Raw genomic sequence first — 14,732 nt, forward strand, 5'->3', positions numbered from 1 at the left:
GGAGGCTTTCTTGCGGAATTCTGTGGTGCCCACGGAGGGACTCGAACCCCCACACCTTGCGGCACATGGACCTGAACCATGCGCGTCTACCAATTCCGCCACGTGGGCACTGTTACTGCTTTGCTGCTTTCTGCCGCGTGTTCTGCAACAGAGGCCCGAATCTTAAAGGACGACAGTGTGGTCGTCAATAGTGTTTTCGTGCTTTTGTGAAATTATTTCATTTTTGCGCAAGCAACCACAATGAAAAAAGCCCCCATCGCGTTTCCGCTAATGGAGGCTTTTCTGCGTATCCGGTAGAGTGGTGCCCACGGAGGGACTCGAACCCCCACACCTTGCGGCACATGGACCTGAACCATGCGCGTCTACCAATTCCGCCACGTGGGCACTGAACTGCTTGCTACTCTCTGCTGCGTGTTCTGCATCAGAGGCCAGAACTATACGGTAGGCGTAGGGCTCCGTCAAGGGCGAAGAGAAAGAAAATCTTGCTCTCCAGGCATTGCACACTGTATCTTTTGTGGTTTGCATCTTTGCTCACGCTTTCGTAAGCTCTTCATGTTGGCCCCGTCACCTGATACAACCGGAGATAGGCAATGGACATATTGAACAACTGGTTCAGTAGCCAGGGATTCATGCCGCACGGCCACTGCTTCTTGTGGATACCTTCCATCCTGTGGATGAGCGTCATCTCGGACGCGATCATCGCGCTGGCTTACCTGACCATCCCCATCACGCTGCTCTATTTCATCCGCAAGCGGCGCGACATGCCGTTCGACTGGATGTTCATCGCCTTCGGCGTCTTCATCCTGGCCTGCGGCGGCACGCACCTGGCCGATATCTGGGTGATCTGGCATCCCGACTACTGGCTGTCGGTGATACTGAAGGCGATCACCGCCGTCGCCTCGCTGGTCACCGCCATCGTGCTGGTGCGGCTGATCCCGGTGGCGCTGCGCATCCCGAGCCCGGGCCAGCTGGCCGCCGTCAACGCCGAGCTGCAGCGCGCCAACGACGACCTGCGCGCCGCCATGGAGCGCGCCGAGGTGGCCAACCGCGCCAAGAGCGCCTTCCTCGCATCCATGAGCCACGAGTTGCGCACGCCGCTCAACGCCATTCTCGGCTACACCCAAATCCTCAAGCGCGACAAAACCCTGGGCGCGGCGCAGCAGACCGGCATCAGCACGATACAGCAGGGCGGCCAGCATTTGCTGGCGCTGATTAACGACGTGCTGGATTTGTCGCGCGTCGAGGCGGGCAAGATGGACTTCCATCCGAAGCCGGTGGCGCTGGGCGATCTGCTGTCCGTGGTAGCCGACATCATGCGCGTGCGGGCCGAGCAAAAACACCTGCACTTCGAACTGGAGCTGGTGGCCGGCCTGCCGGTCGCGGTCAGCGTCGACGAGACGCGCCTGCGCCAGGTGTTGTTGAACTTGCTGGGCAACGCCGTCAAGTTCACCGACCGCGGCGCGGTGCGCCTGCGGGTGCTGCCGCTGCCGCCCAAGGCCGGCGCGGCCAAGGACCTGGCCTGCTTGCGCTTCGAAGTGCGCGACGACGGCATCGGCATCGCCAACGACCATATCGAAGCGATTTTCCGGCCGTTCGAGCAGGTCGGCGATGCGTCGCGCCGCGCCGGCGGCACGGGCCTGGGGCTGGCGATCAGCCGCCAGCTGGTGCAGCTGATGGGCGGCGAATTGAAGGTGGAAAGCCAGCCCGGCCATGGCAGCCGTTTCTGGTTCGATGTGCCGCTGCAGGTGGTCGATGCGCCGAGCGCCGGCGCAGGCGGCGGCCACGTCGCCACCGGCTACACCGGGCCGCGCAAGACCATCCTGGTGGTGGACGACGTGGCGACCAACCGCGCCTTGATGCGCGACCTGCTGGGCGCGCTGGACTTCCGCATGCTGGAGGCCGACAACGGCGTCAGCGCCTTGCGCCAGATGGAGCAAGGCGTGCCCGACCTGGTGCTGCTGGACATGATGATGCCGGACATGGACGGCATCGAAACCATGCGCCGCCTGCGGGCGGACGCGCGCACGGCGCACACGCCGGTGCTGATGATTTCGGCCAGTTCGACGATGGAGGAGGAGGAGCGTTCGCTCGAGGTCGGCGCCAATGCCTTCCTCAGCAAGCCGGTCGACGAGCAGGCGCTGCTGCGCGAGATCCGCGCCCAGCTCAAGCTGGAGTGGACGGAATGAAAAAAGCCTCCATCTCGTATGAACTCGATGGAGGCTTTTTGCGGAATTTTGTGGTGCCCACGGAGGGACTCGAACCCCCACACCTTGCGGCACATGGACCTGAACCATGCGCGTCTACCAATTCCGCCACGTGGGCACTGATGCTTCTAAACAACTCTGCTATTATAACGACGGGGAGAGTTTCGCGCCAGATGAACTTTCATTCCTTACTGCACATCAACCCTGTCTAGCAATTCTCGCGTTGCTGCTGCGAGAGACCAAGATTATAGAGCAATCCTGAGCATTGTCAAACGCCATTTTCTAAAAATCCCGGTGAAATTTGCGAAGGGGCCCTCAAATTGGTCAAGGGCAGCGTTTCCAAGTACACTATGGCTGTCGTCATGACATATATATGCACCTGACGGACTTGCCAGGCCGGATTTCCTCTGAATACTGTCAATATAACTACAGAAATACTTTTGAACCAATCTACCCACACCATTCCCAGCCGGGAGGAAATTCTCGGCATCTTCCGCAGCGCTAAGGCGCCGCTTGACCTGCGCGCACTGTCGAAGTCGCTGAAGGTCGCGACCGACGCCCAAGCCGTGTTGTCGCGCCGCCTGAACGCCATGCAGCGCGACGGCCAGATCGTCTCCGATGACAATGGCCACTTCTCGCTGGCCACCGAAACCGGCTTCGTTGCGGGCCGCGTCAGCAGCCACCGCGACGGCTTCGGCTTCGTCATCCCGGACGAGCCGGGCGAAGACCTGTTCCTGCCCGAGAAGGAAATGCAGAAAGTGCTGCACGGCGACCGCGTGCTGGCCAAGATCGTCGGCGTCGACCGCCGCGGCCGGCCGGAGGGCACCATCGTCGAAGTGGTCACCCGCGCCAACACCCACATCATCGGCCGCCTGTTGAACGAGAACGGCGCCTGGATCGTCGCGCCGGAAGACAAGCGCATCGCCCAGGACATCCTGGTCGAAGGCTCGATCGGCAAGGCCAAGTCGGGCCAGATCGTCAGCGTCGAACTGACCGAGCAACCGATGCGCTTCAAGCAGCCGGTCGGCAAGATCGTTGAAGTACTGGGCTCGCTGGACGACCCCGGCATGGAAATCGAAATCGCCGTGCGCAAGTTCGGCGTGCCGCACATCTTCTCGGACGCCGCGCTCAAGCAGGCCAACAAGCTGCCCGACCACGTGCGCGACGCCGACCTGGCCGATCGCGTCGACCTGCGCGACATCCCGATGGTGACCATCGACGGCGAAGACGCGCGCGACTTCGACGACGCGGTCTACTGCGAACCGGTCAAGATCGGCCGCACCAGCGCCTACCGCCTGATCGTCGCGATCGCCGACGTCAGCCACTACGTCAAGCCGAACGATGCGCTCGACGCCGACGCGCTCGAACGCAGCACCTCGGTCTACTTCCCGCGCCGCGTGATTCCAATGCTGCCGGAGAAGCTGTCGAACGGCCTGTGCTCGCTGAACCCGGCCGTCGACCGTTTGACCCTGGTGTGCGACGCCGTCGTCACCGCCAAGGGCGAGGTCAAGGCTTACCAGTTCTACCCGGCCGTGATCCACTCGGCCGCGCGCCTGACCTACACCGAAGTGGCGGACATCCTCGGCAACACCAAGGGTCCCGAGGCGGCGCGCCGTCCGGGCATCGTGCCGCACCTGCTGAACCTGTACGAGGTCTACCACGCGCTGCTGAAGGCGCGCACCGAGCGCGGCGCGATCGACTTCGAGACCACCGAGACCTACATCGTCTGCAACCCGTCCGGCAAGATCGAAAAGATCATCCCGCGCACCCGCAACGACGCGCACAAGCTGATCGAAGAATGCATGTTGACCGCCAACGTCTGCGCGGCCGACCTGCTGATCCGCCACAAGCATCCCGGCACCTACCGCATCCACGCCAGCCCGACCGCTGAAAAGCTCAAGCAGGTGCGCACCTTCCTCAAGCAGGTGGGCCTGAACCTGAACGGTGGCGACAAGCCGGCCGCCGGCGATTACGCCGAGCTGATGAAGCAGGTCAAGCAGCGTCCGGACGCGTCGCTGCTGCAAACCATGCTGCTGCGCTCGATGCAGCAGGCGGTCTACTCGCCCGACAACATCGGCCACTTCGGCCTGGCGTACGAGGCGTATGCCCACTTCACCAGCCCGATCCGCCGTTATCCGGACTTGCTGACGCACCGCGCCATCAAGGCCATCCTGCTGGGCAAGAAATACGAGCCTAAGATCGCCAGCACCAGCGTGCTGAACACGAACGTGTCCAACGCCACCCGCAAGCAGCAGGCCAAGGACAAGGCCGAGGGCAAGGAAAAGAAAGCCGTCGACCTGACCGTGTGGGACGCGCTGGGCGTGCACTGCTCGGCCAACGAACGCCGCGCGGACGAAGCGTCGCGCGATGTCGAGGCCTGGCTGAAGTGCTACTTCATGCAGGACAAGCTGGGCGAGGAATACACCGGCGTCATCACCGGCGTGACCACCTTCGGCATCTTCGTGCAGCTGGACCAGCTGTTCGTCGAAGGCCTGGTGCATGTGACCGACCTCGGCGCCGATTACTTCCAGTACGACGACGCCCGCCACGAACTGCGCGGCGAGCGCACCGGCAAGCGTTTCCAGCTGACCGACCGCGTCAATGTGCAAGTGGTGCGCGTGGACCTGGAGTCGCGCAAGATCGACCTGCGCCTGGCCGGCGTCGACGCGCCGCCGCCGAAGGCAGACGGGCCGTCGAAGGACCGCAAGACCAACATCAAGCCTGGCCCGGCCGTGCCAAAAGCGCAGCCGACCGCGGCGGCTCCCAAAGCCGCTGCGAAGTCCGCGGCAAAACCGGCAGCCAAGCCTGCCGAGAACGCGCGCAACGGCCGCAAGACTAATGCCGGGGCGGTTGCCCCGGTAGCACCCCGAGCGGCGAAGCCTGTCTCAAAAAGTAAAAAGAAGCGATAAATGAGTAAGAATAAAATGATTTTTGGTTTCCACGCCGTGACCTCGCGTTTGCGTCATGAGGCTTCGTCCGTGGAAGAGATTTTCGTCGACATCGGCCGCGACGACCGCCGCATGAAGGACCTGGTGGCCAACGCCAAGGCCGCCGGCGTGCGCGTGATGCCGGTCGATTCGGCACGTCTGGACAAGATCGTCGGCACCCGCCGTCACCAGGGCGTGATCGCCTTCGCGTCGCAGCTGTCGCTGGCGCGCAATCTGGATGAACTGCTCGACGCCATCGACGGCCCGCCGCTGCTGCTGGTGCTGGACGGCATCACCGATCCGCACAACCTGGGCGCCTGCCTGCGCGTGGCCGACGGCGTCGGCGCCCATGCGGTGATCGTGCCGAAGGACCGCGCGGTCGGCTTGAACGCCACCGCCGCCAAGGTCGCCAGCGGCGCGGCCGAGACGGTGCCTTACATCACCGTGACCAACCTGGCGCGCACCTTGCGTGACTTGAAGGACCGCGACATCTGGCTGATCGGCACGTCCGACGACGGCGAAAAAGGTTTGTACGAAGCCGACTTCACCGGCCCGACCGCGCTGGTCATGGGTTCGGAAGGCGAGGGCATGCGCCGCCTGACCCGCGAGACCTGCGACATGCTGGTGTCCATTCCCATGTTCGGTTCGGTCGAGAGCCTGAACGTGTCCGTCGCATCGGGCGTCTGTCTGTACGAAGCGCGCCGCCAGCGTATCGCCAAGGACATCTAAGCGACACGCATATCCGGCGGCCTGTTACGAGGGCCGCCGTCTCCCTCCCAGCAAGCCGCTTTCCAGCAACCACCGACCGAATACGCTACCATTAGCGTTTCAGTTGCCATCCTGATCATCCATGTTCCACCATTTGCGCCAAGACATTAACAGCATCATCGAACGCGATCCCGCGGCCCGCAACGCCTGGGAGGTGCTGACCTGTTACCCCGGCCTGCAGGCGATCGTCATGCACCGCTGGGCGCACTGGTGCTGGACGCACGGCCTGAAATGGTTGGGGCGGTTCATCTCCTACCTGGCCCGCATCGTCACCGGCATCGAGATCCATCCCGGCGCCACCATCGGCCGCCGCGTGTTCATCGACCACGGTTTCGGCGTGGTCATCGGCGAGACGGCAGAGGTGGGCGACGACTGCACCATCTACCAAGGCGTGACGCTGGGCGGCACCTCGCTGCACACCGGCACCAAGCGCCATCCGACCCTGGCGCGCGGCGTCATCGTCGGCGCCGGCGCCAAGGTGCTGGGCGGCTTTACCGTGGGCGAGTACGCCAAGGTCGGCTCGAACGCCGTGCTGCTGAAGCCGGTGCCGCCGGGCGCCACGGCGGTCGGCAATCCGGCGCACATCGTGCAAAAGGACGTGGCGGCGGGCACCAGCGCGACCGCCAACCTGTTCTCCGCCTACGGCGTCACGCCCAACGGCGACGACCCGTTGTCGAAGGCCCTGCACGGCCTGATCAACCACGCCGTCAAGCAGGAAGAGCAGATCGAGCGCATCCTGGCGACGATGAAGGCGGCGGGGCTGCAGTGCCAGGGCGTGCCCGAATGTGATAAATTGAATTCCGACCAACTGAACAAGCTTGTCGAATAAGGATGCCGGATATGGAATCATCGCCCGATGGCGTGGAAGTGCTGGACCCGTTTGAAATCCGCGTGCTGGCCGTGCTGGCCGAAAAGGAAGCGCTGACGCCGGATAACTACCCGCTGTCGCTGAACGCGCTGGTGAACGGCTGCAATCAGCTGTCGAGCCGGGATCCGGTGATGTCGTTGTCGGAAGAGACGGTGGCCGACGTGCTGCAGCGGCTGATGCAGCGCAAGTACGTCAACGGCATCACGCAGGCGGGCGCGCGCGTGACCAAGTACGAGCACCGCATGCGCATCAAGTGGTCGCTGGAGCAGGACAAGCTGGCCGTGCTGACGATACTGATGCTGCGCGGCCTGCAGACGGCCGGCGAAATCCGCACCCGCACCGGCCGCCTGCACGACTTCAAGTCGGTCGGCGATGTCGAGCTGGCGCTGCAATTCCTGATCGACAAATACCCGCCGCTGGTGTCGCGCCTGGCCCTGGCGCCCGGCACCAAGGAGCCGCGCTACGGCCAGCTGCTGGGCGGGGAAGAAGCCCTGGCCCGCGAAGAAACCGCCGCCGGCCTGGGCGGCTCGGTCAGTTCGGCGGGGCAGGGCGGCCGCGTCGCCGCGCTGGAGCAGGAAGTCCAGCAACTGCGCCAGCAAGTCGAAGACCTGACCGCCCAGTTCGCCGAATTCCGCAAGCAGTTCGAATAAATCCCTGGGGCGAACCCCCGGGGTGTTACTCGAACTCGATCAGCGCGTCGTTGGAGTAGGATTTGTCGCTCAGCGGCACCGAGTAGAATTTGCCGTAGTCGTCGACCTTGAGCTCCAGCCGCCGGTTGCCGTCGACCAGCGTGGCGCCGGTGATTTCGCGATCGCTGCGCACGCTCATCTTGAAGTCCTTGAACGAACACCAATCCGTGGTCAGCGTCAGCGTATTGATCGTTGCACGCATCAGGAAGGGGATGTAGTTCTTGGCGATCGCCATCAGCACCCGGCACTCCAGCCGGATATCGCCCAGCCGCCGCATGTTGGCCGGCACGCCTGCGCTGCGCACGTCCGGCATCCAGCCGTAGTAGCTTTTCTTCTGGTTCAGCACCACGTCGGCGTTGTCGTCCTCCGCGGCCCGGTTGCGCGGCAGGGTGAAGGTGTGATCCTCCGCCAGCGGCAGCGCGATGTCGGTTTCCTTGCCGGACAGGCGCAGCGTCAGGCTGTCCATGGCGCCGGCCGGCGCCTTGCCCTTGGTGTGCAGGCGGAAGCGCAGTTGCGCCGCATCCGGCGCCAGCGCGTGCTGGTCGTCAAAGGCGTCCAGGCCGGACAGCATGTAGCGATAGGGCTGCATTTCCGGACTGCGGGTGCCGTTGATGATCACCATCTGGTCCGGCGCGGTTTCCGGTTCGGCCGCCGCGGCCTGCGGCGAGGCCGCCGCGGCCGCCAGCAGCGCGGCGCTCATCAGGTGCTTGAGCGTCATGCGCTTAACCTTCTTCGCGGCGGCGGCGCATGTAGACGGCGGCGGCGATCATTGCCACGCCGGCCGCCACGCCCAGCCACAAGCTCGTTCCGCCCAGCGTCGACCACGATGCGCCGAAGATCGTTTCCGGCACCGCCAGCTCATGGGGAACGTGGTTCAGCTCGATCTTGTCCGCCTCGAACACCAGCCACGAACCCGGGATCACGCCCAGCAGGATGCGGTCGACCACGTGGGTGACGAACCAGCCCGCGTTGATGCCGAAGTGCAGCGCCTTCTCGGCCCACACCAGCAGCAGCGACGTCACCAGCGGCGTGCCGACCGCCCACAGGAACACCTTGGAGCGCGCCATGCTCGATACCATCAGCAGCCAGCCCACCGTCGGCAGCGCCCACAGGATGTACACCGGCAGCAGGCCGAGCAGGCGCAGCGGCGTCAGGTAGAAGTCCGGCGTCGCCAGCACCGCGCCGAACAGGTTGGTGCCGTGCGCCAGCATCATCACGCAGCCGGCCAGCAGGATCAGCAGCGACAGCAGCGTGCCGACGCCGATCGTGATCAGCGGCGCCACCACCAACGCCAGCAGCACCTTCGACAGCACGGTCGTGAAGTCCGACACCGGCAGCGATTTCCAGAACAGCAGGCTGCGGTCGCGGCGCTCGTCGTGCAGCGCGCCCAGGCAGTAGAAGAACACCAGGAAGCTCAGCATCATCAGCACCGGCATCGCCGAGGCCATGTATGCCTGCGACATGGTCTGCACGATGCGCATGCGCATCGCGCCTTCGATCGTGACCTTGCCGATCGAGATCGCGTCGCCGTCGTCGTTGAAGTTGACGTTGTGACCCAGGAAGATCGCGGCCAGCGCCAGCACCGCGATCAGCGTCGCGACCACCACGGGCGCCCAGAACAGCATGCCCTTGTGCTCCCACATCTCGCGCTTGATCAGCCATTTCATCGTTTTCATGCGTAGGTTCCTTTCATGGTCGCGACAAACAGGTCGGCAACGCTGGGCGTGCGCAGTTCGCCAAAAGTGGACAGCTGGTGGCGGGCGACGCCGTCAAACAGCATGATGGCCTTGCCGAACACGGTGCGCTGGCTCAGCGGCTGCAGCGCGTTGGCGGCGGCGATGAATTGCGGCTCGACCATCACTTCGGTGAAGCGCTCGCCCACTTCGTCCATCGACGCGGCCAGCGAGATCTGGCCGTCCTGGATGAACATCAGGTCGGTCAGGATGTGCTCGACTTCCTCGATCTGGTGCGTGGTGATCAGGATGGTCTTGTTTTCGTCGAAGTAGTCTTCCAGCAGGTTCTGGTAGAACTGCTTGCGGTACAGGATGTCCAGGCCCAGGGTCGGCTCGTCCAGCACCAGCAGCTTGGCGTCGATCGCCATCACCAGCGCCAGGTGCAGCTGCACCACCATGCCCTTGGACATGGCCTTGACCTTCATGTTCGGGCTCAGCTTGGTGTTGGCCAGGTATTTCTCCGCCTTGCTGCGGTCGAAACGGGGGTGCACGCCTTCGACGAAGGCGATCGCATCCTTGACCTTCAGCCATTTCGGCAGGATGGCCACGTCGGCGATGAAGCAGACGTCGTTCATCAGCGCTTCGCGCTGGGTGCGCGGATCCATGCCCAGCACCGTCAGCTCGCCGTCGAACTGGGTCAGGCCCAGGATGGCCTTGAGGGTGGTGGTCTTGCCCGATCCGTTGGGGCCGATCAGGCCGACAATTCGGCCTGCCTCGACCGTGAAACTGGCGCCGTTCAGCGCGGCTTGCTTGCCGTATAACTTGCTGAGCTTGGACGCGGTGATGATGGCGCTCATGCCGCACCTCCGGGGTTGAGCGGCTTGAGCAGCATTTCCAGCTCCAGGCCGAGGCGGCGTATGCGTTCGAGCATCGCCGGCCATTCTTCGCGCAGGAAGCGCTCGCGTTCAGTGGCCAGCAGTTTGTCGCGGGCGCCGTCGGTAACGTACATGCCTAATCCCCTTCTTTTTTCTACGAGCGTTTCGTCTACCAGTTCCTGGTAGGCACGCGATACGGTTATCGGGTTGAGTTGGTAATCCGCAGCCACCTGCCGCACCGAGGGCAGGGCGTCGCCCGGCTTCAGCAGGCCGTCCAGCATCATGCCGACGACCTTGTCCTTCAGTTGCCGATAAATCGGCGCATTGTCATTCCAGCCTATCGTGGACATACATGGGTACCCCTTGATGTGTGTTAATGAAGTGGTGTTGTAGTGAACTATAACACTAGGATTCAAAAAAACAAGCGTTTTTGCTTTATGTTGTTTTATTGATCAAGGACAGCGCGTTGCCCAGCGCGGCGCCGGAGGCGGTGTTGTCGAAGATGCACCAGCCTTCGCGTTCTTTCAGGTGGGCCGCCACCTGGTCCAGATACGCCTCCTCGTAGGCGGAATAATAGATGCGGGGGCTGCCGTGCAGCCGCACGTAGGCCGCTTCCGCCGTCGGCACGTGCGGTCCCGGCTGGCCGGCTGGCGGGTCGGCGATCACGCGGGTGACGCCGTGGCGCTGCAGCAGCGCGCTGCCGTCATCGGCAAACCAGCTGTGGTGGCGCGCTTCGCAGGCGAGCATGCAGTTGAAGGTGTCGCGCAGGTGGCGGAAGAAATCGTCGGCCACGGCCTGCTCGAATTTCAGGCTGGGCGGCAACTGCACCAGCACGCAACCGAGTTTGGCGCCCAGCGCGCCGGCCTCGCCGGCAAAGCGCGCCAGCGGCGCGGCGATGCCGGCCAGCCGGTTGTCGTGCGTGATCGAGCGCGGCAGCTTGACCGAGAAGCGGAAATCGTCCGGCACGCTGTCGGCCCAGCGCTGGTAGGTGGAGCTCTGGTGCGGACGGTAGAACGAGGAATTGATTTCCACCGCGTTCAGCACCTGCGCGTAGCGCTGCAGATGGCTGCCGTCGAAAGGAAAACTCGGCGCCCATTCCTTGCCGATACTCCAGCCAGCGCAGCCGATGCGAGTGTGGTTCATAATACGGGCGTCCGCCTTCTTCAGAAAGACCAAATGACCGATCTTAAACGCTACGTAAAATTGGCCGCGCCCGCGATGCTGTTGTGTTTCCTGGCCGCCTGCGCCGGCCTGATCGGCCCGCGCCAGGTGGAATTGCCGCAGGCGCGCATGCAGCAAAGCCTGGAGCGCAAATTCCCCGTGCATCACCGCATGCTGGGTGTGTTCGAGGTGGAGTTGAGCCATCCGCAACTGGCGGTGCTGGCCGAGAACGACCGCGTGGCGCTGACCCTGGACGTCGACGTGGCGCCGCTGCTGGCGCGCCAGTCGTGGAGCGGCAGCATGGCCATTTCCGGCCGGCTGAAAGTCGACAGCATGCGCAACACGGTCTACATCACCGACGCGCACGTCGACCGCTTCGTCATCGACGGCATGGATGAAGGCAAGCAGAACCAGATTGCCAGCGTGGCCAACCTGCTGGGCGAGAACGCGCTCAAGGATGTGCCGGTGCACACCTTCAAGCCGGAAGACCTGCGCTATGCCGGCGTGCAGTTCGTGCTGACCGGCATCAGCACCCGTCCGGGCATGCTGGTCGCCAACTTGCAGCCGGCGCAGTAGTGCCGCCAGCTAGACGAAGCCGAGCTTGCGCGCGCCGGCATTGTAGTTGACCAGGCTGGGCAGCATGCTCAGCAGATCGCTGTTCGACACGCCCATCCAGCCGCCCAAGGTGGCGGCGTATTGCTCGATCGACGTGGTCGGCAGCAGGCGGCCCTGGCCGACATCGTCCGGCCCGTCGCTGGCCACCACCGGCGCGCGGCCGTAGAAGCGGCCGCCATTGACCGCGCCGCCCAGCATGAAATGCATGCTGCCCCAGCCGTGGTCCGAACCGTCGTTGTTGCCGCTCAGCGTGCGGCCGAAGTCGGACGCGGTGAACGCCGTCACCTGATTCGATACGCCCAGCTCCACCGTGGCCGCGTAGAACGCCGCCAGCGCATCGGCCACGCTTTTCAGCAGGCCGGGATGCACGCCGAGCAAGCCGTCGTGCGTGTCGAAGCCACCCATCGAGACAAAGAACACCTGCCGCCTGGCGCCGATCGCCGGGGCGCTGGCGATCATGCGCGCCACCATTTTCAGCTGGCTGGCCAGGCCGTTGGCATCGGGGAAGGGCGTGTTGATCGCCGGCCCGCCGGCCAGCGCCGCCGTCAGCACGTCGTTGGCCGAGATGGCGCGCTGCGTCACCTGCGCATAGTCGGAACGCATCGCATGGGCGTATTGCTGGGTGATCAGCGTCTGCAGCGCGCTGCTGCAGCTGGCCGAGCCGAACAGCGGTTTTTGCAGCGCACTGAACGGCACCGAGCCGTTGGGCGACACCTGGTACTGCACCGCCTGTTTGCCGGCCAGGAACACCGCGTTGCCGGACACGTTGACGCAGGTGAAGGTGGCGTTGCCGTTGCCCGACTGGAACAGGTCGCCCATGCGCCCGCCCCAGCCGGACGACGCGCCTTCCGGCAGCGACGACTGCCATTCCGATTGCTGGTCGTTGTGCGAGAACAGCTTGGACGGCAGCGGCACCGACCTGGTGGTGTACTGCAGCTTGCTGGTCGGCTGGATCAGCGTGCCGACGTTCAGCAGCACGCCCATCTTGCCGGCGTTGAAGATCGGCAGCAGCGGCGCCAGTTCCGGCGCCAGCGCGTACTGGTGCGCCATGCCGTTGACGTCGACCGGCGCCGCGGCCGGGTTGAGCAGCGTGGCGGACAGCGCGCTGTGCTGGTAGGCCAAGGTCGGCCGCAGGTTGTAGTAAGCGTTGTAGCTGGCGGCGTCGTAGGGCACCAGCGTGTTGGCGTAGTCGTTGCCGCCGTACAGGAACACGCAGACGATGGCCTTGTAGTCGCTGGCGGTGGCGGCCGAGGCTTCGGCCATCGCCGCCAGGTTGACGGCCAGCGGCGTCGCCACGCCGCTGAGGGCCAGCATCGAGGCGCGTTGCAGGAAGGCGCGGCGGGAGGAATCGGCGGTCATGGCGGCCTCTATTGTTGAATGAGATATTCGGGCGCGGCCAGCACCATCGTCAGCGCGGCGTAGATGCGGTTGTACAGCGCGGCCTCGGTCTTGGCGGACATGGTGTCGATGGCGCCGCGTATCAGGCCGACCGTGGCGCTGCCCAGTTGCCCGCCGGCCAGCACCAGGTTGATCTCGTCGACCAGCGCCTGGCCGTTGGCGGCCAGCGGCAGCAGCGTGGCGTAGTCGGGCAGCACGTCGGCCACGCCCTTGCTGACCGCGCGCTGCATGTAGTTGACGTAGCCGACCACCGACGATTCATTGGTCAGCTGGAATTCCGGCGCCACCAGTCCCGCCTTCGACACCGCGCTGTTCGGCGGCACGTAGCCGGGCCGGTAGAAATTGAATACCGACGGCGAGCGCAACGGGCTCTGGCCCAGCCGGGTGGAGGCGTCGCTGGTGTTGCCGATGTTCCAGGCGTCGGTGCTGGAGCCCGCGTTGTAGGCGCGCGCCCAGCCGATGAAGCGCAGCATCGGCTCGCGCAGCTTGCCGTAGTTGGGGCCGATATACGTGCTGGCGCGCGCCTCGGGATCGAGCAGCAGCGCCTTGATCACCGCCGCCAGATTGCCCTTGACGCCGCGTCCGTCGTTGTTGAACACGGCCGCGATGCGCCCGACGTAGGCCGGCGACGGGTTGCTGGTCACCAGCTTCTGGATCAGCTGGCGGCTGATGAAGGGCGCGACGTTGGCATGGGCGTAGATGATGTCGAGCGCGCTCTTCAGCGCGTCGGCGCCGGACAGCCCGGCCGGCACGGTGCTGCCGAGGAAGGTGGAGGCGCCGGTCTCGTGGCGTTTGGCGATCTGTATCATCGGCCGGCGCATGAAGTCGGGTACGGTGGCGGTCTGGCCGGCCATGTCGAAATCCCAGCCGGTGAACACGCGCGCCAGTCCGGTGATGTCGCCCAGGCCGTAGGTTTCCCGGGGCGCGCCGTCGACCATCACCGGCGTGCCGTCGTCGTTCAGGCGCAGCAGGCCGATGGTGAACAGCTGCATCAATTCGCGCGCATAGTTTTCGTCGGGCAGGGCGCCGGTGGCCGGGTTCTGCTTGACGTTGCCGCGGAAGGTCAGGTACTGGCCCATGGCCGGGCTGGTCGAGATGGCGCCCAGCAGCGTGCGGTAGTTGCCGAAGGCGTGGTCTTCCAGCAGGTCCAGGTAGGCCGCCGCCGAAAAACTGCGCCAGCCGCCGCCGACCAGGCCGTCGATGGAAACCACGCAGATCTCCGACAGCGCCAGCGTCACGCGCTGGCGCAAGGTGTCCGGCGCGCTGATCAGCTTGCGCCAGGCGCAGGCGTCGAAGCCGGCCTGGGAGTTGCGGTGGCTCAGATCGTTGTAGCCCTTGGATACCAGCCAGTCCCAGCGGGTGCCGGAGCGGGGCGCGGCCAGCTGGGCGTCGATCCAGCCGGCATAGCCCTGCGCTTGCACCTGGGCGATGCCGGCGCGGCTGGCGCCCAGGGAGGCTTGCGCCAGGAAGCGGGCGGCGGCTGCCGCTGTCGGTGCTTGCGTCATCGGGAAGGTCTCCGTCCAGGATCGGATGTCAGCATTGCTTTTCAGTAAT

13 protein-coding genes and 3 tRNA genes are annotated in these 14,732 nt (G+C 64.7%); 6 read left to right on the forward strand and 10 right to left on the reverse strand.

Annotated features, from left to right (window positions below; translation table 11 throughout):
• Positions 1-23: 23 nt before the first annotated feature.
• Positions 24-108, reverse strand: a tRNA-Leu gene (locus ACSQ3S_RS12955).
• Between the two features lie 191 nt (positions 109-299).
• A tRNA-Leu gene (locus ACSQ3S_RS12960) sits at positions 300-384 on the reverse strand.
• Between the two features lie 206 nt (positions 385-590).
• Here ACSQ3S_RS12960 and ACSQ3S_RS12965 point away from each other — a divergent pair.
• Positions 591-2,186, forward strand: a complete 1,596-nt coding sequence (locus ACSQ3S_RS12965; RefSeq protein WP_436142617.1) for an ATP-binding protein — start codon at positions 591-593, stop codon at positions 2,184-2,186.
• 51 nt (positions 2,187-2,237) lie between these two features.
• Here ACSQ3S_RS12965 and ACSQ3S_RS12970 read toward each other — a convergent pair.
• Positions 2,238-2,322, reverse strand: a tRNA-Leu gene (locus ACSQ3S_RS12970).
• A 322-nt stretch (positions 2,323-2,644) separates the two neighbouring features.
• On the opposite strand from ACSQ3S_RS12970, the gene rnr reads away from it, so the two are divergent.
• The 4 genes from rnr (at position 2,645) to ACSQ3S_RS12990 (ending at position 7,417) form a co-directional block, all read left to right on the forward strand.
• Positions 2,645-5,113, forward strand: a complete 2,469-nt coding sequence (rnr, locus tag ACSQ3S_RS12975; protein ID WP_436142618.1) for a ribonuclease R — start codon at positions 2,645-2,647, stop codon at positions 5,111-5,113.
• The gene (gene rlmB, locus ACSQ3S_RS12980) at positions 5,114-5,860 is read left to right on the forward strand and encodes a 23S rRNA (guanosine(2251)-2'-O)-methyltransferase RlmB (protein WP_353402482.1); all 747 of its coding nucleotides are present in this window, start codon (positions 5,114-5,116) and stop codon (positions 5,858-5,860) included. It abuts the gene before it with no gap.
• A 121-nt stretch (positions 5,861-5,981) separates the two neighbouring features.
• Complete coding sequence (gene cysE / locus ACSQ3S_RS12985) at positions 5,982-6,728, forward strand: serine O-acetyltransferase (protein WP_176653959.1); 747 nt, start codon at positions 5,982-5,984, stop codon at positions 6,726-6,728.
• An 11-nt stretch (positions 6,729-6,739) separates the two neighbouring features.
• A complete protein-coding gene (locus ACSQ3S_RS12990) occupies positions 6,740-7,417 on the forward strand; it encodes a YceH family protein (RefSeq protein WP_436142619.1) in 678 nt (225 codons plus the stop codon).
• 25 nt (positions 7,418-7,442) lie between these two features.
• On the opposite strand, the gene ACSQ3S_RS12995 is transcribed toward ACSQ3S_RS12990, so the two are convergent.
• From ACSQ3S_RS12995 to ACSQ3S_RS13015, 5 genes are all read right to left on the reverse strand, one after another.
• A complete protein-coding gene (locus tag ACSQ3S_RS12995) occupies positions 7,443-8,174 on the reverse strand; it encodes a hypothetical protein (protein WP_436142620.1) in 732 nt (243 codons plus the stop codon).
• A 4-nt stretch (positions 8,175-8,178) separates the two neighbouring features.
• A complete protein-coding gene (locus tag ACSQ3S_RS13000; RefSeq protein ID WP_353402489.1) occupies positions 8,179-9,132 on the reverse strand; it encodes a hypothetical protein in 954 nt (317 codons plus the stop codon).
• On the reverse strand, positions 9,129-9,986 hold the full coding sequence (locus ACSQ3S_RS13005) for an ABC transporter ATP-binding protein (protein ID WP_176653962.1): 858 nt from the start codon (positions 9,984-9,986) through the stop codon (positions 9,129-9,131). Before ACSQ3S_RS13005 ends, ACSQ3S_RS13000 begins: the two co-directional genes overlap by 4 nt.
• Positions 9,983-10,354: a GntR family transcriptional regulator gene (locus tag ACSQ3S_RS13010; protein WP_176653963.1), complete on the reverse strand. Its 372-nt coding sequence runs from the start codon at positions 10,352-10,354 to the stop codon at positions 9,983-9,985. The genes ACSQ3S_RS13005 and ACSQ3S_RS13010 overlap by 4 nt, the downstream gene beginning before the upstream one ends.
• An 85-nt stretch (positions 10,355-10,439) precedes the next feature.
• The gene (locus ACSQ3S_RS13015; protein ID WP_436142621.1) at positions 10,440-11,147 is read right to left on the reverse strand and encodes a DUF72 domain-containing protein; all 708 of its coding nucleotides are present in this window, start codon (positions 11,145-11,147) and stop codon (positions 10,440-10,442) included.
• Between the two features lie 33 nt (positions 11,148-11,180).
• Between ACSQ3S_RS13015 and ACSQ3S_RS13020 the strand changes: the two genes are divergently transcribed.
• Positions 11,181-11,741 carry a DUF1439 domain-containing protein gene (locus ACSQ3S_RS13020; protein WP_436142622.1) on the forward strand — a complete coding sequence of 187 codons (561 nt, stop codon included), beginning with the start codon at positions 11,181-11,183 and terminating at the stop codon, positions 11,739-11,741.
• A gap of 9 nt (positions 11,742-11,750) precedes the next feature.
• On the opposite strand, the gene ACSQ3S_RS13025 is transcribed toward ACSQ3S_RS13020, so the two are convergent.
• Both ACSQ3S_RS13025 and ACSQ3S_RS13030 read right to left on the reverse strand, forming a co-directional pair.
• Positions 11,751-13,139, reverse strand: coding sequence for a DUF1501 domain-containing protein (locus ACSQ3S_RS13025; protein WP_436142623.1), 1,389 nt, complete (start codon positions 13,137-13,139; stop codon positions 11,751-11,753).
• Positions 13,140-13,147: 8 nt separating this feature from the next.
• Positions 13,148-14,683, reverse strand: a complete 1,536-nt coding sequence (locus tag ACSQ3S_RS13030; RefSeq protein ID WP_436142624.1) for a DUF1800 domain-containing protein — start codon at positions 14,681-14,683, stop codon at positions 13,148-13,150.
• Positions 14,684-14,732: the final 49 nt, after the last annotated feature.

It is taken from the genome of Duganella sp. LjRoot269, assembly GCF_964254095.1.
In the GTDB taxonomy this organism is placed as follows: Bacteria; Pseudomonadota; Gammaproteobacteria; order Burkholderiales; family Burkholderiaceae_D; genus Rugamonas; species Rugamonas hordei.

Excerpts from the sequence above, each read along its gene's own strand:
- ACSQ3S_RS12965 (WP_436142617.1), top strand. The coding sequence starts at position 591 with ATGGACATATTGAACAACTGGTTCAGTAGCCAGGGATTCATGCCGCAC.
- rlmB (WP_353402482.1), top strand. The coding sequence starts at position 5,114 with ATGAGTAAGAATAAAATGATTTTTGGTTTCCACGCCGTGACCTCGCGT.
- cysE (WP_176653959.1), top strand. The coding sequence starts at position 5,982 with ATGTTCCACCATTTGCGCCAAGACATTAACAGCATCATCGAACGCGAT.
- ACSQ3S_RS12990 (WP_436142619.1), top strand. The coding sequence starts at position 6,740 with ATGGAATCATCGCCCGATGGCGTGGAAGTGCTGGACCCGTTTGAAATC.
- ACSQ3S_RS12995 (WP_436142620.1), bottom strand. The coding sequence starts at position 8,174 with ATGACGCTCAAGCACCTGATGAGCGCCGCGCTGCTGGCGGCCGCGGCG.
- ACSQ3S_RS13000 (WP_353402489.1), bottom strand. The coding sequence starts at position 9,132 with ATGAAAACGATGAAATGGCTGATCAAGCGCGAGATGTGGGAGCACAAG.
- ACSQ3S_RS13005 (WP_176653962.1), bottom strand. The coding sequence starts at position 9,986 with ATGAGCGCCATCATCACCGCGTCCAAGCTCAGCAAGTTATACGGCAAG.
- ACSQ3S_RS13010 (WP_176653963.1), bottom strand. The coding sequence starts at position 10,354 with ATGTCCACGATAGGCTGGAATGACAATGCGCCGATTTATCGGCAACTG.
- ACSQ3S_RS13015 (WP_436142621.1), bottom strand. The coding sequence starts at position 11,147 with ATGAACCACACTCGCATCGGCTGCGCTGGCTGGAGTATCGGCAAGGAA.
- ACSQ3S_RS13020 (WP_436142622.1), top strand. The coding sequence starts at position 11,181 with ATGACCGATCTTAAACGCTACGTAAAATTGGCCGCGCCCGCGATGCTG.
- ACSQ3S_RS13025 (WP_436142623.1), bottom strand. The coding sequence starts at position 13,139 with ATGACCGCCGATTCCTCCCGCCGCGCCTTCCTGCAACGCGCCTCGATG.
- ACSQ3S_RS13030 (WP_436142624.1), bottom strand. The coding sequence starts at position 14,683 with ATGACGCAAGCACCGACAGCGGCAGCCGCCGCCCGCTTCCTGGCGCAA.